Genomic DNA, 14,842 nt, shown 5'->3' on the forward strand with positions numbered 1-14,842 from the left:
GGCATTCGCAGGGTGAGGTGGCGGCGGCGTGTGTGGCGGGTGGGTTGTCGTTGGAGGATGGTGCGCGGGTGGTGGCGTTGCGGAGTCGGTTGGTGGGGGGGTTGTCGGGTCGTGGGGGGATGGTGTCGGTGGCGTTGGGTGTGGGGGAGGTGGTGGAGCGGATTGCTGGTTGGGGTGGTGGGTTGTCGGTGGCGGCGGTGAATGGTCCGTTGTCGACGGTGGTGGCGGGTGATGTGGGTGCGGTTGGGGAGTTGGTGGAGGAGTTGGTGGGTGAGGGGGTGCGGGTGCGTCGGATTGAGGTGGATTATGCCTCGCATTCGGTGCATGTGGAGGAGGTTCGTGAGCGGTTGCTTGCTGAGTTGGATGGGATTGTGCCTCGTTCTGGTCAGGTGCCGTTTTTTTCGACGGTGACGGGTGGGTGGTTGGACACGGGGTTGTTGGATGCGGGGTATTGGTATCGGAATTTGCGGGAGACGGTGCGGTTCGAGGAGGCGACTCGGGCTCTGTTGGGGGAGGGTTTCCGGTTCTTCGTGGAGCCGAGCCCGCACCCTTCGCTGGCCTACGGGATCGAGGAGACCGCCGCCGACGCGAACGTTCCCGAGGTGCGGGCCCTCGGCACCCTCCGGCGCGGCGAAGGAGGACTCCACCGACTACAGCTCTCCCTCGCCGCAGCACACGTCCGGGGCCTGCCGGTCGACTGGGAGCGACTCTTCGCCGGGACCGGTGCCCGACGGGTGGACCTGCCCACCTACGCCTTCCAACGGAGCCGCTACTGGCTCGACGCCCTCCCGGCCGACCGGGACCCGGTGTCCACCGGACAGGAGGCGGCGGAGCACCCGTTGCTCGGCGCGGCGGTCGATCTGCCGGACGGTGCGGGCACCCTCTTCACCGGTCGCCTGTCGCTGGCCACCCACCCCTGGCTCGCCGACCACGCGGTGGCCGGCACGGTCGTCCTGCCCGGCGTGGCCTTCGTGGAACTGGCTGCGCACGTGGGCCGCCGCTTCGGTTGCGGCCTGGTGGAGGAACTGACCCTGGCCACCCCGCTGCCGCTGTCCGACGGCGCCCCCGTACACCTACGGATCCTGGTGGGGGCAGAGGACGGCTCCGGGCAACGGCCGGTGGAGTTCCACTCCCGGCCCGAGGACGGCACCGACCCCGATCGGCCCTGGACCCGGCACGCGACGGGCACGCTCCGGGCGCAGGAGCCACCGGCCGACGCGACACCGACCGGTGCGTGGCCCCCGCCGGGCGCTGCTCCCCTGGACGTGGAGGAGCTCCACGAGCTGTTCGTGTCCCGGGGCCTCGACTACGGACCGGCGTTCCGGGGCCTGAGCGCCGTGTGGCGCAGCGACGACGGGATCGTCCACGCCGAGGTGGCACGACCGCCGGGCGTGCCCGGTGCCGGGCGCGACGGCTTCGCGGTGCACCCGGTCCTGCTGGACGCGGCCCTCCAGACCACCGGCGTGCGCGGGGACTTCGGAACGGGGGAGCCCGGCAACGGCGTCCCCTTGCCGTTCTCCTGGCAGCGGGTCGCGATCGAGCCGTCCGATGCGCCCGTGCTCCGCGTGCGGCTGAGCTCCGACGGACCCGACGCCGTGACGGTGCGGATCAGCGAACCCACGGGCCGTACCGTGGCGACGGTCGAGTCGCTCACCCTGCGGGCGGCGTCCACCGCCTCGTTGCGGACGCCCTCGGACTCCGTCTTCCACGTCGGCTGGACCCCGCTCCCCGCATCCACCGATCCGCGTCCTCCGGTCCGCTGGGGTCTGCTCGGCCCGCGGGACGAGCGGCTGCTGCCGGCCGCGTTCCCCGTCGTCGAACCCGCCGCGGCGCCCGATGCCGTGCTCCTGCTCTGCCCGCCGTCCACCGGGACCCGCGACGACGGGCCGGCAGAGGTGCACGCGGTCGCCGCCTCGGTGCTCGCCCGCGTGCAGGGGTGGCTGGCCGACGAGGCGGCGGCCCGCACCCCGCTGGTGGTGCTCACCCGGGGGGCGACGGGCCCGGACACCGGGGAGCAGCAGCCGGTGGACCTCGGCGCGGCGACCGTCTGGGGCCTGCTCAGGGCCGCGCAGCTCGAACACCCCGAACGCTTCGTCCTGCTGGACCTCGACGATCCGGACGGCGTCGAGGACGCGCTCGCCCGACTCCTCGCCGCCGGCGAACCACAAGCGGTCCTCCGCGCGGGCCTGTTGTACGCGCCGCGGCTACGGCGTCCCTCCGTCCCGCCGGCGGCGACCCGACCGGTCGGGTCGTTCGGCCCGGCCGAGGGGACCGTGCTCCTGAGCGGGGGCGGTGCGCTCGCCGCGGTCCTGGCGCGCCACCTGGCCACCGAGCACGGGGTGCGTCATCTGCGCATGCTGAGCCGCCGGGGCGCCGACGCTCCCGGTGTGGCGGAGCTGACGGCGGAGCTGGCCGCGTCCGGAGCCGAGCTGACGGCCCTGCGCTGTGACGTGTCGGACCGTCAGGAGCTGGTCGCAGCCCTGGCGGACATTCCGGCGCGACATCCGCTCCGCGCCGTGGTGCACACCGCCGGAGCGCTCGACGACGGCCTGCTCCAGGGGATGACCCGGGAGCGGATGGCGACGGTCCTGCGGCCCAAGCTCGACGCCCTCTGGCACCTGGACCTGCTGACGCGCGGCACGGACCTCTCCGCGTTCGTGGTCTTCTCCTCGGCCGCCGGCGTCCTGGGCAGCCCCGGCCAAGCGTCCTACTCCGCCGCCAACGCGGCCGTCGACGCGCTCGTCGCGGAACGCCGGCGGCTCGGGCTGCCGGGTACGTCCCTGGCCTGGGGCCTCTGGGCGCGGCAGAGCGGGATGACCTCGGAACTCGACGACGCGGAACTGCGGCGGATCGACCGGCGCGGGGCACGCGGCCTCTCCGACGCGGAGGCCATGGCCCTGTTGGACACCGTGCTGGGCGCGGACGGGGCTGCATCCGGCGTCCCCGCCGTCCTCGCCCACCTCGACCTGACTGCCCGCCGCGAGGGCCCGGTGCACCCGCTGCTGCGCTCGCTGGTGCGGAGCCGCCCGACGAGCGGCGGGAGCACGACGGCGACGGCCGCCGCATCGCTGCGGCACCGGCTCGACGCCGCCGACGAGGAGGAACGCCCGTCCATCCTGCGGGAACTCGTCCTCGCCCAGGCCGCCGAGGTCCTCGGGCACCCCGACCCCGAAGCGCTCTCCGGGACGGTGCCGTTCCTCTCCCTCGGCTTCGACTCGTTGACCGCGATCGAGCTGCGGAACCGGCTGACCGCCGCCACCGGCCTGCGGCTGCGGCCCTCGGTGGTGTTCGACAGCGGAACGCCGGCCGGGCTCGCCGCACACCTGGTCGCCGCGGCACGGACCGAAACCGCTCCCCGGACCACGGCCACGACGAAACCCGCCGCTCCCCTCGACAGCGTCGACGTCGACCCGGTGAGCCTGCTGTTCCGCCGGGCGTGCGAACTCGGCCGGACCGACGAGGGCATCGCCCTGCTCAAGCACGCCTCCGCCCTGCGTCCCGCGTTCCCCAGCGGGGACGACCTCGCCGCGGCCGGGACGGGACCGCGACTGCTGCACCTGAACGAGCGCGACGGAGCCCCGGTGATCGTCTGCTTCGGTTCCGTGGTCGCGCTCGGCGGCGCCCACCAGTACGCCCGCTTCGCGTCGGCCTTCCGGGACCACTACGCCGTCAGCGCCCTGGACGCGCCCGGTTTCACCCCCGAGGAGGAACTGCCCGCCGATATGACGGCGCTGCTGGAGTTCCAGGCGGCGACGCTGTTGGGGGAGTTGTCCGGGCGGACCCTGGTGCTGGTGGGTTCCTCCTCGGGCGGCACCCTCGCCCACGGGGTGGCCGCCGAGTTGGAGCGGCGCGGCCGGGGCCCGGCGGCCGTGGTGCTGCTGGACACCTACCTGTCGGACGACGAGGGCATCACCCAGTTCAACGACGTGCTGTTGGGCGGGATGTTCGCCCGCGAGGAGCGGGCGGCCCCGATGGACGGGACCAGGCTGACCGCGATGGGCGGCTACTTCCGTCTGCTCGACACCTGGCAGCCACCGTCGGTCCGCGCCCCGGTGCTGCTGGTGCGGGCGACCGAGCCCCTGGGCCGACCCTCCTCCGAAGCCGGCGACTGGCGTTCCTCCTGGGCGACCGCCGACGCCGTCGTCGATGTCCCCGGGGACCACTTCTCGATCATGGAGGAACACGTCGCGACCACCGGCAAGGCCGTCGCCGACTGGCTCGACGACACCCTCCGCACCACCTGAAGGCCCGTGAAGACGAAGGAGAGTCAGTTGACCAGCGCTCCACGCGAGGAACCGGAACCGTCGCACGCGCTCACCGTGCTGGGCGCCGGTGTGATGGGTGTCGGCATCACCGTGCTGGCCCTCGGGCACGGCCTGCCGGTGCACCTGGTCGACCTGGACCGGGAACGGCTCGACCGGGCCCGGGAGCGGATCGACGGTGAACTCCGGCTGGCCGCGCTGATGGCCGCCCTGCCCGAAGGCACCCCCACCGGCACCCTGGTCACCGGCACCTCGCTGAAGGCCGCGGCCGGCGCCACCGCGGTCATCGAGGCCGTCACTGAGAACGCCCGGACCAAGTCCGACGTCCTGGCCGAGGTCTCCGCGCTGGTCCGCCCGGGGACCCCGCTGGTGACCAACACCTCCTCGATCCCGGTCGACGAGCTGGCCGGGGCGTTGGAGCGGCCGGAGGAACTGGTCGGCACCCACTTCATGAACCCGCCTTACCTGATCGGGACCGCCGAGGTGATCCGCGGCAGCCGGACCGGGGAGTCCACCATGGCGGCGGCGGTCGCGCTGCTCGGCGCACTGCGGCGGAAGGCGGTGGTGGTGAGGGACGCACCGGGTTTCGTGACCAGCCGCATCCTGCACCCCATGATCAACGACGCGGCGCGCGTCGTGCAGGCGGGCACCGCGACGGCCGAGGACGTCGACGCCCTGATGCAGGGCTGCCTGGGTCACCCCACCGGCCCGCTGCGCACCGCCGACCTGATCGGCATCGACAACCTCGTCGACTCCCTCACGGTGCTGCACGAGAGGACCGGCGACGACGGCTGCCGCCCCAGCGAGTTGCTGCTCCGACTGGTCCGCGAGGGCCGGCTCGGCCGCAAGTCCGGACGCGGCTTCTACGACTACACCTGATGCGATCCCCGACGAGGAGACAGCCCATGACCACGGAGAACGTCCCGAGCACCAACGATCTGGAGAAGGAACTGCTGGGGTTCCTGGAGGGACACACCGGGAAACCCTGGGAGCCCGACACCGACCTGTTCCGGGCCGGCGGCCTCTCCTCCCTGTTCGCCATGCAACTGGTGGTACACCTGGAGAAGAGCTACGGGATCGCCATCCGCGGCGCGGACATGCGGCTGGACAACTTCCGCACCGTGCGGCAGATGGCCGAACTGGTGGTCCGCCTCCGGCAGCCCGCCGCCGGGGGCGTCGATGGGTGAGGGCCTGGCCGGCGCCCTGGCCGAGGCCACGCTCAGGGTCGGGGACCAGGCGGGGAAGTGGGACCGGGACGGCCTGCTCCCGCTGGACCTGCTCCACGACCTGGGCGCGGAGGGACGACTGTGCGCCCAGGTCCCCGAGGAGTACGGCGGCTGGGGCCTCAGCAGCACGCTCAACGGCGCGTACACGGCCCATGTGGGGGGCCTGTGCAGCTCGCTGCGGAGCGTGATGACCTCCCAGGGCATGGCGGCCTGGACCGTGCAGCGCCTGGGCACTCCGGAGCAGGCGGCCGCCTACCTGCCCCGGCTCACGGGGGGCGAGTTGGCGGCGATCGGCTTCAGCGAGCCCGGGGCCGGCAGCGATCTCGCGGCGATGACCACGACCGTCCGCCGCGACGGGGACACGGTCGTCCTGGACGGCCACAAGAAGTGGGTGACCGCCGCCCACTACGCCGACCTGCTGCTGATCGTCGGCCGCTACCAGGACGGTGCGGTGGCCGTCGTGGTGCCCGCCGACGCACCGGGCGTCCGCACCGAGCGGATCGCCGATCCGCTCGGCTGCCGGGCGGCCGGCCACGCGGACGTGCACCTCGACGGGGTCCGGCTGCCGGCCGACCACGTCCTCGGCGGGCACGGCCTGCCCCCGACGCTGTTGGTGACGACCGCACTGGCCTACGGCCGGATGTCCGTGGCCTGGGGATGCGTGGGCATCCTGCGGGCCTGTCTCGCCGCGGCCACCGCGCACGCCGCCGAACGCGAGCAGTTCGGCAAGCCGCTGTCCGAACACCAACTCGTCGCCGGGCACCTCGCCGACCTCTTCACCGCCGAGCAGGTGGCCCGTCGGGTGTGCGAGCACGCCAGCCGCTGCTGGGACGAGGGCACCCCGGACCAGGTGGTCGCGGCGGTACTCGCCAAGCACGTCAGCGCGACCCAGGCGGCCCGGGGCGCGGCGACCGCCGTGCAGGTCCTCGCGTCGGCCGGGTCGCAGGACGGACACCCGGTGGCCAGGGCCTACCGGGACGCCAAGCTGATGGAGATCATCGAAGGCAGCAGCGAACTGTGCCGGCTGATGCTGGCACAGCACGCCCTCTCGCTCCCGGGGACGTCATGACCGGGCCCGCGCCCGCCCGGGCGGTGGAGGAGTCCGCGACCGTGACGGTCAAGTGCCTGGTCTGGGACCTGGACGAGACGCTCTGGCAGGGCACCCTGCTGGAGGACGGCGAGGTGCGCCTGACGGACGAGGTCCGGAAGGTGGTGAGCGAGCTCGACTCCCGCGGCATCCTCCAGTCGGTGGCGAGCCGCAACGACCACCAGCACGCCTGGGCACGGTTGGAGGCCCTCGGCATCGCCGAGTACTTCGTGCTGCCGGAGATCGGCTGGGGCGCCAAGTCGGAGTCGGTGCGCCGGATCGCGGACCGGCTGGGCTTCGCGCACACCACCATCGCGTTCGTCGACGACCGGCCCGCCGAGCGCGCCGAGGTCGCCTTCCACCTGCCCGAAGTGCGGTGCTACCCCGCCGAGCAGGTCCTCGCACTGCCCAAACTCGCCGAGTTCACACCCGCCACCAGCACCGTCGACTCCCGTCGGCGTCGACAGATGTACCAGGCGGGTTTCCGCCGGGAGGCGGAGCGGGCGGCGACCCGGGGGCCCGACGAGGCGTTCCTGCGCTCCCTGGACCTGAGGATGCGCATCGGGCGCGCCACCGGCGACGAGCTGTCCCGGGTCGAGGAACTCACCCTGCGCACCAGCCAGATGAACGCGACCGGGGTGCACTACCCGGACGCGGTGCTGCGCAATCTGATCGACGATCCGGGGCACGAGGTCCTGGTGGTCACCATGGCGGACCGGTTCGGACCGCACGGCGCGGTCGGCGTGCTGCTGCTGGAGCGGCACCCGGGGCTCTGGCACCTCAAACTGCTGGCGACCTCCTGCCGGGTGGTCGCCTACGGCGCCGGTTCGACCCTGCTGAACTGGCTGGCCGGTGCGGCGGTCCGGGCCGGGGTGCACCTGGTGGCCGACTTCCGGGCCACCGACCGCAATCGGATGATGGAGATCGCCTACCGCTTCTCGGGCTTCGAGGAGGAGACGTGCCCCTGCGCCGCGCCCCTGGCGGACGCGCCCGCGGGACTCCAGAGGCTGCACCTGAGCCCGCAGCCCCGCGAGGCGTCCACCACCATGACCCTGGACGCACCCGATCTGGGGGCACCGGCGGCGGGGGAGGGTCCGTGCTGACCGCCCGGGTGCGCGAGCCCGCCACGGCCCGGAACTGACCGCGGGGCACCGTCGCCCGACGAACGGTGCCGGAAGGGGGCCCGCCCCCTTCCGGCACCGTTTCCGCCGTTCGGCTCTCCTCGTTCAGCGCTTGCGGGCGAGCGTGATGCCGTCGGCCATCACCAACAGCGACACCTCCACCCGAGGATCCTGGTGCAGCAGCCGGTTGAGCTCCCTGACCGCGGCGGTGTCCGGGTCCACCGCGTTCGGGTCGACGACCCGGCCGAAGAACAGGGTGTTGTCGACCACGACCAGGCCGCCGGGGCGCACCAGCGCCAGTGACGCCTCGTAGTAGCGGACGTAGTTGGCCTTGTCCGCGTCGATGAACACCAGGTCGAAGCCGCCCGGGCCGCGCTCCGCCAGCAGCGCGTCCAGGGTGGCGGCCGCGTCCCCGATCCGGAGGTCGATCCGTGAGTCGACCCCGGCGCGCTTCCAGAAGTCGGCGCCGACGGACGGCCATCTGTCGTCGATGTCGCAGGACACCAGCAGCCCGTCCGCCGGGAGCGCGCGGGCCATGCACAAGGTGCTGTAGCCGGTGAAGGTGCCGATCTCCAGCACCGCCCCCGCTCCGGTCAGCCCCACCAACAGGGCCAGCAGTTGGCCCTCCTCCGCCATCACCTGCATGGCGGTCCCCCCGGGTAACTCCGCGGTGACCTCCCGCAGTTCCCTGAGCAGGTCGTCATCGCGGAGGGAGACCTCGCGCACGTAGGCGAGCAGATCGGGGGTGGCTGACGTCTGGTGGGCCATGGCAGGGGCGTCCTCTCGAAGGGGATGGGCCGTCGGGGTGGGGTGGCCGGGCGGCGCACCCTCACCCGACGCGGACGGACGTGCGACCGGACGGCGACGGGCAGTGTGCTTGCGCCCGCTCGCCGGCGTAGGCGTGCGCCAGCGCGTCCAATCGGTAGGCGCCCGCCGTCGGCGGGCCCAGCAGATGGGCGCGGACCAGGGCGTCCAGGGCTTCCTCCGCCTCGGCCGTGGAACGGCCGAGCAGTTCCGCGACGCTGGTGGCGGAGAAGGAGCGCGCCCCGGTGGTCCCGAGGAGGGTGAACACCTCGGCCGGGTGGACGCCGCCCGAGGTCGTCAACCGCAGCCCGTCGTGGTCGACGTCGAGCCCGCGGCGGACGTCGAGGTCGTCGGTGCGCAACTCGTCCAACAGGCGTGGTGCCTCGACGAGTCGGCGGGCGAAGCTCCCGGTGCTCCAGTGCGGGCGTTCCAGCAGTCGGGTGCCGACGATCCGGATGGCCAACGGGAGACCCGAGCAGATGGCCAGCACCGTGCGGGCGGCCCACGGCTCGGCGCCGGCCCTGGTCGGCCCGATGATGCTGCCCAGCAGGTCCAGTGCCGCGTCCTCATCCAACTGGGGGACGAGCAGGGTGTGCGCGCCTTCGAGGTCGGCCAGTCTTCGTCGGCTGGTGACCAACAACCGGTTGCCCCCGCTGCCGGGTATCAACGGCCGTATCTGCGCGGTGCTGTGCGCGTTGTCGAGCACGACCAGCATGCGGCGACCCGTGGTGAGCGAGCGGTAGAGGTTCACCCGTTCGCACTCCTCCGGCGGGATCTCGTCACGGGGGACCCCGAGGTCGGCCAGGAACCGCGGCAACACGGTACGCGGGGTCAGCGGGTGGGACCCGCTACCGAGGTCGGCGTAGAGCTGGCCGTGCACCGAGCTGTTGCGCAGCGCGTGGGCGGCGTGCAGGGCCAGGGTGCTCTTGCCGACCCCGCCGCGACCGGTCACCACCGCGGTCGGCACCGTTCCCGTGGGCTGTGCGGAGCTGCGGAGGAGACGTTCCAGCCGGGCCAGGAGGCCCGAGCGCGCCGGCAGCAGGGACGGCACGGAGGGGAGTTGGGCCGGGCTCGGACGGCCGGAACCGTTCCACCCCGGGGCGGCCGCCGTGGTGACGGCGGCCGGGGGGCTCGCCGTCGGGGCCGTGGGGCGCGGCCGGTCGTGGGCCGACAGGATGTGCCGCTGGACTTCGCGCAGATCCGCGCTCGGCTCGGCACCGAGCTGCTCGACGAGTTGGGCGCGGGTGCGCTGGTAGAGGTCCAGTGCCTCCGACTGCCGACCCGAGCGGAACAGCGCCAGCATGAGCTTGCCCACCAGGGCCTCGCGGAGCGGGTACTTCCTGACCAGCCGCCAGAGCTCCGGGACGAGTTCGGCGTGCCGCAGCAGGGCGAGTTCCGCGTCGAACCTCAGCTCCATGGTCTGCAAGCGCAGTTCCTGGAGGTACCGACCCTCGACGTCACGCAGGGTCCGGGACGGGACGTCCGACAGCGGCTCCTCGCGCCAGAGGGCGAGGGCCTCGGCCAGTTCGGCGGAGGAGCCCTCCAGGTCTCCGTGCTCGGCCAGTTCCGCCGCACGTCGGCGGTGCGCCGTGAACTGTCCCAGGTCGCTCTCGTGTTCGTTGATCTCCAGGAGGTATCCGGGTGCCCGGGTGAGGATCCTGGCGGAGGCGTGCTCGCCCAGGGCCTGCCGCAGGCGCATGACATAGGTGCGGACGGTCGCGGGGGCGCTCCGCGGTGCGGCGCCGTCCCAGACGTACTCCGCGAGTCGGTCGACCGAGATCACCCGATTGGCGTTGAGGAGGAGCGCCGCCATGACCACGCGCTGCCTCGGAGCCGACACGTGCACCTCGCGCGCGTTCGACCGGATGGAGAGCGGGCCAAGTAGCAGGAATTTCACGGGGAATCCTTCTTCGTCACACGACCGGTGGCCAATGATGCCTTCAGCATCATTGGCAGTGGTGTGTCGGTCAATCAAATCCTGTTATATCTAGATGTCCTCCTAGAGTCTGACGGTGGAGATCGATTCAAGGTTATGGGATCGCGTATCCGGCAACGAACCGAGTTCCCTCCCCCTTCGCATCCGAATGAGGGTCGTTGCCCCCTCGCGGCGTGCGTCGGGTCATGTCCCCGCTGCGGCCCCGGAGGCATTGGCGACCCGTTTTCGTGGTGTGCGGTGTGCCGCATGATCACGGGCAAGGCGCCCGTCCGCCTTCGGTGCGAAGGAGTGTTCGACGAAATCGAGCCACTTGTTTGTTGCCGGGGTACAGATCAGGGAAAGGAATGAACGAGCGGGGCATGACTGCCCTCCTCGTGGGCAGCGTTCTCAGGCGCCGAGGCTTCCGCCCACCCCCACCGCGGAACGTGGACCGCGGGAGCCGCGCATCCGGCGCGACGCACATCGGTGGCGTTCGATCGTGGGGCGTTCCCTGCCGGTCGTTCCCGCCGGGCAGTCGGTGGGAGGCGATCGCGTGCAGAACGATCACCTCGGCGTCCCTGCGCTGTGCGCGAGGCAATGGACAACAGGGGAAGCGGGTGTTGAGGTTGGTGCTGGTATCCGCCTCTGAGGGGACCGAATCCACTGTGGAGCCGCCGCGCCGCGGCTCCGGTGACGGGGGCGTCGCAGGAGCGGGCGTCGCCGGCGGGCCGGGCGTCAAACGCCTGACCGCCCTGGACGTCTGTATCCTGGAAGGCGTCGCGGTCGGCACTCCGACCGTCCGACTGGCCGCCTCGCTCTATCTGAGCCGTCAGGGCGTCGAGTACCGCATCGGATTGTTGATGCGTCAATTCCAGGTCTCGAACCGGACCGCCCTGGTCTCCCGTGCGCACTCCCTCGGAGTGCTGAGCGTCGGCGTATGGCCACCCCGCGTTCTTCCGGAATTCCTTGAGTAAGGTAAAGGTAAATGGCGTGACAACACCGACTCAAAGCCAGGTGATCTTCGCCGTGATTATCGAGAATGTTCCCCCATGGCGCCTGGGGCAGATCCTCCCATGCGGGAATATCGTATCGGTATCGTGCCGTGAGACGGACCGGACCCCCGCGTCGCGGTAACGGAAAGAGGTCCTCCTTCTGCTGACATTTCCCGTGCCCCTGCACTACGGTTGAGGCGCACTGCCCCCTCTTTTCCGGCCTCACATCACGGGAGCTGTCATGGGCTTGGGGTACCTCTTCGGCGGCGGCGTAGGGACGGAGCCTCACGGCCTGGAGCTCTACCGCGCGTATCCGGTGGTGCGCAGTTGGTACGAGCAGGTGGCGGACTGGACCGGCCTGACGGTGAGTCAGATCCTGGAGGACGACCTCCCGACCGCCCAGGAGGAGCGGCAGAGCGTGGGTACCGTGCGCGAGGCCGCCCTCGCGATCGGCGTGCACGACGTCCTCGCCACCTTCCACCTGCGCCCCACCGCCATCGGTGGTCTGAGCCTCGGGGCGATGGCCGCCAGTTGTCTGGCCGGGGCCGTGGAACGGCAGCAACTCTTCCAGATGCTCGCCGGGTCCCGTGACGTTCCGGAACCGGCGGCCGACGCGCCGAAGCAGGGCATCGCCATCGCCTTCGGCGCCCTCGGCGACGGTGCCCCCTCCCACCCCGGCGAGGGCGTCCCCGGCATCCACCTGGCCGGGGACTTCGGCCCCACCGTCGACGGCACCCAGCGCATCCTGATGCTGGCCGGCCGGGCCGAGGCCCTGAACGAACTCGCCGCCGAGCTCCCACAGGGAACGGTGGTCCCGCTCCCCGGGCGCACCATCGCGGTGCACACGCCGCTGCGCAAGCCCTACCGCGACTTCATGGCCCGGCGCATCGACGCCATGTCCTTCACCGACCCCGAGGTCCCCCTGCTCTCCTGCCTGGAACCCAAGGTGCTGCGGTCCGGGGACGACGTCAGGGACCTCTTCCAACGCAACTCCACGGACCCCATCAGCCTGGTCGACGTCTACAGCGGGATGAAGGAACAGGGCGTGCAGCTCGGCTTGGTGATGGGCCCTTCGATCCCGGAGGGAATCCTCGCCTTCCCCTTCCCCGTGGTGCACATCGAGCGGCCCGAACACATCGAGCAGGCACTGGGCACCGCCTACGACCTCGGCATCGACCTCACCAGCGGCCCGGTGCCGTCATGACCGCCCCGGCCCGGGACGACCCGGACTCCCTGATCGCGAAATGGCTGGACACCGACCTGGACGCATGGACCCGCAGGGTCCTCGGGCGGCACTTCGACCCGGAGACGGGGAGCCCCTACTGGCTCGGGCAGGTCCACCGACTGGACTTCGACCCCCGTGACATCACCCGGTACGACCAACTCGGCGCCTTCGGCCCGTTCCCCTTGGACAGGCTGCGCGAGGAGGACCCCGCGAACCTCGTACCGCTGTCCGTCCCCCGCCCGCTCGCCGGCCGGGTCTGGGACACGGGCGGCACCACCGGCACGCCCTGCCGGGTGTTCTACACCCCCGACATGCTGTTGCACCGGGCGGCCTGGCGCCGCTGGTCCTTCGTCCGGGAGGGCTTCGCACCCGGCCGGACCTGGTTGCAGGCCACCCCCACCGGGCCGCACCTGATCGGCCACGGGACCTGGGAGGTCTCGGAGCTGCACGCCGGGCAGGTGTACGCGGTGGACATGGACCCGCGGTGGGTCAAACGCCTCATCCGGTCCGGCCGCCTGGCCGAGGTCGGGGACTACACCACCCACCTGGTCGAGCAGATCACGGACGTGCTCCGGCAGGCCCGGGTGCAGTACCTCAACACCACGCCCGCCCTGTTCCAGACGCTCCGACAGCGCCACCCCGAGGAGGTCGCCGCCCTCGACGGGGTGCGCCTGAGCGGTACCCAGATCAACGGCGACATGTACCGGACCTTCAGGAGCGCCCTCCGAGGCGGGATCTGCGGCCTGACCTACGGCAACACCCTCGGCAACGCGGCCTGCCTGGACGTGGAGGAGGACGGGGAACTGATCAGTTACGTGCCGAACTACCCCCAGGTCACCATGGCGGTGGTCGACAAGTCCGACCGGTCGACCCCGGTCGCTCCCGGGACGGTGGGCCGAGTGCGACTCACCGTGCTGCACGAGGACCTGTTCCTCCCCAACGTCCTGGAGCGCGACCAGGCGCTGTGCCACCGCTCCGACCGGTGGCCGAGCGACGGCGTCGCCAACGTCCGCCCCCTCCAGACGACCAACTCGTCCCCCGAAGGACTGTACTGAGCGGGGAGCGGCGCCGCGCCCCGCACGCGCGACCACCGGCGGCGCACCGCGGACGGAGCAACGGGATGGAGATCGGGGTCTTCCTGCCGGTCGGCAACAACGGGTGGCTCATCTCGAAGAGCTCTCCGCAGTACATGCCGACCTACGATCTGAACAAGACGGTCGTGCAACGGGCCGAAGCGCACGGGCTGGACTTCGCACTGTCGATGATCAAGCTCCGGGGCTTCGGCGGCGAGACGGGGTTCTGGGACCACGCCCTCGACTCGTTCACCCTCACCGCGGCCCTGGCCGCCGTGACGGAGCGGATCAGGCTGTACGCCTCCGCGCCCGTCCTCGCCCTGCCGCCGGCGATCGCCGCCCGGATGGCCGCCACCATCGACGCGATCGCTCCGGGGCGGGCCGGCGTCAACATCGTCACCGGTTGGGCGCCCGCCGAGTACGCGCAGATGGGCCTGTGGCCCGGGGACGCCCACTTCGTCGACCGCTACGCCCGGGCGGCCGAGTACGTCACCGTGCTGAAGCAGTTGTGGAGCGAGGGCAGGAGCAACTTCCGGGGCGCGTTCTACGCCATGGACGACTGCGTCCTGTCGCCCCGACCGGCGAGCGGACGCATCCACGTGCTCGCCGCCGGGCAGAGCGGTGCGGGAACGAGGTTCGCGGCCGAGCACGCCGACGGCAACTTCATCCTGGGCAGCGGAGTCAACACCCCCCTGGCGCTCTCGGCGGCCACCGCGGCGCTCGCCGGACACGCCCGCGAGAGCGGCCGTGACGTCGGCGCCTTCGCACTGTTCATGATCATCGCGGACGAGACCGACGAAGCCGCGCAGGCGAAGTGGCGGGACTACCACGACCACGCCGACCACGCGGCGCTGCGGTACGTGGCGGCGCAGACGGCCGGGGACGAACACGCCGACGCGTCCTCCACCGCGAAGACCGTGGTGCTCCCCGAGGGCGCCGTGAACCTCAACATGGGCACCCTTGTCGGGGCCTACCGGACCGTCGCGCGGATGCTCGACCGGATCGGCGGGGTTCCCGGAGTGCGCGGGGTCATCCTCGTCTTCGACGACTTCCTCGAAGGCGTGGAGCGGTTCGGGACGCGCATCCAACCGCTCATGGAGTCCCGCGCCCCCTTCCGGGGGGACCGGGACGGATGAC

General features: G+C 71.9%; 11 protein-coding genes. 9 read left to right on the plus strand and 2 right to left on the minus strand.

Annotation, left to right across the window (positions count from 1 at the left end; all coding sequences use genetic code 11):
• The 5 genes from ABT092_RS25075 to ABT092_RS25095 all read left to right on the plus strand — a co-directional run.
• Positions 1-4,244, plus strand: a 4,244-nt coding sequence (locus tag ABT092_RS25075) for an SDR family NAD(P)-dependent oxidoreductase (RefSeq protein WP_351247598.1), incomplete at its 5' end; no start/stop codon positions are given.
• A 27-nt stretch (positions 4,245-4,271) separates the two neighbouring features.
• Positions 4,272-5,141: a 3-hydroxyacyl-CoA dehydrogenase family protein gene (locus ABT092_RS25080; protein WP_351247600.1), complete on the plus strand. Its 870-nt coding sequence runs from the start codon at positions 4,272-4,274 to the stop codon at positions 5,139-5,141.
• A gap of 26 nt (positions 5,142-5,167) precedes the next feature.
• Positions 5,168-5,449: an acyl carrier protein gene (locus tag ABT092_RS25085; RefSeq protein WP_351247602.1), complete on the plus strand. Its 282-nt coding sequence runs from the start codon at positions 5,168-5,170 to the stop codon at positions 5,447-5,449.
• Positions 5,442-6,557, plus strand: coding sequence for an acyl-CoA dehydrogenase family protein (locus tag ABT092_RS25090; RefSeq protein ID WP_351247604.1), 1,116 nt, complete (start codon positions 5,442-5,444; stop codon positions 6,555-6,557). Before ABT092_RS25085 ends, ABT092_RS25090 begins: the two co-directional genes overlap by 8 nt.
• Complete coding sequence (locus ABT092_RS25095; RefSeq protein WP_351247606.1) at positions 6,554-7,678, plus strand: HAD-IIIC family phosphatase; 1,125 nt, start codon at positions 6,554-6,556, stop codon at positions 7,676-7,678. The genes ABT092_RS25090 and ABT092_RS25095 overlap by 4 nt, the downstream gene beginning before the upstream one ends.
• A gap of 123 nt (positions 7,679-7,801) precedes the next feature.
• Here the strand turns inward: ABT092_RS25095 and ABT092_RS25100 are convergent, their stop codons facing one another.
• Together ABT092_RS25100 and ABT092_RS25105 are read right to left on the minus strand one after the other, a co-directional pair.
• A complete protein-coding gene (locus tag ABT092_RS25100) occupies positions 7,802-8,464 on the minus strand; it encodes a class I SAM-dependent methyltransferase (RefSeq protein WP_351247608.1) in 663 nt (220 codons plus the stop codon).
• A 61-nt stretch (positions 8,465-8,525) separates the two neighbouring features.
• Positions 8,526-10,397 carry an AfsR/SARP family transcriptional regulator gene (locus tag ABT092_RS25105; RefSeq protein ID WP_351247610.1) on the minus strand — a complete coding sequence of 624 codons (1,872 nt, stop codon included), beginning with the start codon at positions 10,395-10,397 and terminating at the stop codon, positions 8,526-8,528.
• Positions 10,398-11,080: 683 nt separating this feature from the next.
• Here ABT092_RS25105 and ABT092_RS25110 point away from each other — a divergent pair.
• From ABT092_RS25110 to rutA, 4 genes are all read left to right on the plus strand, one after another.
• Entirely contained in the window at positions 11,081-11,389 is a 309-nt protein-coding gene (locus tag ABT092_RS25110) for a LuxR family transcriptional regulator (RefSeq protein ID WP_351247612.1), read from the plus strand.
• Between the two features lie 259 nt (positions 11,390-11,648).
• A complete protein-coding gene (locus ABT092_RS25115) occupies positions 11,649-12,611 on the plus strand; it encodes an ACP S-malonyltransferase (RefSeq protein ID WP_351247614.1) in 963 nt (320 codons plus the stop codon).
• Complete coding sequence (locus ABT092_RS25120; protein WP_351247616.1) at positions 12,608-13,687, plus strand: acyl-CoA synthetase family protein; 1,080 nt, start codon at positions 12,608-12,610, stop codon at positions 13,685-13,687. Before ABT092_RS25115 ends, ABT092_RS25120 begins: the two co-directional genes overlap by 4 nt.
• 65 nt (positions 13,688-13,752) lie before the next feature.
• The gene (gene rutA / locus ABT092_RS25125; protein WP_351247618.1) at positions 13,753-14,841 is read left to right on the plus strand and encodes a pyrimidine utilization protein A; all 1,089 of its coding nucleotides are present in this window, start codon (positions 13,753-13,755) and stop codon (positions 14,839-14,841) included.
• The last annotated feature ends 1 nt before the right edge of the window (position 14,842 follow it).

This window comes from Streptomyces sp. NPDC002490 (assembly GCF_040296045.1).
Taxonomy (GTDB): domain Bacteria; phylum Actinomycetota; class Actinomycetes; order Streptomycetales; family Streptomycetaceae; genus Streptomyces.

Coding starts and splice junctions, on each gene's coding strand:
- ABT092_RS25085 (WP_351247602.1), top strand. CDS start 5,168: ATGACCACGGAGAACGTCCCGAGCACCAACGATCTGGAGAAGGAACTG.
- ABT092_RS25090 (WP_351247604.1), top strand. CDS start 5,442: ATGGGTGAGGGCCTGGCCGGCGCCCTGGCCGAGGCCACGCTCAGGGTC.
- ABT092_RS25095 (WP_351247606.1), top strand. CDS start 6,554: ATGACCGGGCCCGCGCCCGCCCGGGCGGTGGAGGAGTCCGCGACCGTG.
- ABT092_RS25100 (WP_351247608.1), bottom strand. CDS start 8,464: ATGGCCCACCAGACGTCAGCCACCCCCGATCTGCTCGCCTACGTGCGC.
- ABT092_RS25115 (WP_351247614.1), top strand. CDS start 11,649: ATGGGCTTGGGGTACCTCTTCGGCGGCGGCGTAGGGACGGAGCCTCAC.
- ABT092_RS25120 (WP_351247616.1), top strand. CDS start 12,608: ATGACCGCCCCGGCCCGGGACGACCCGGACTCCCTGATCGCGAAATGG.
- rutA (WP_351247618.1), top strand. CDS start 13,753: ATGGAGATCGGGGTCTTCCTGCCGGTCGGCAACAACGGGTGGCTCATC.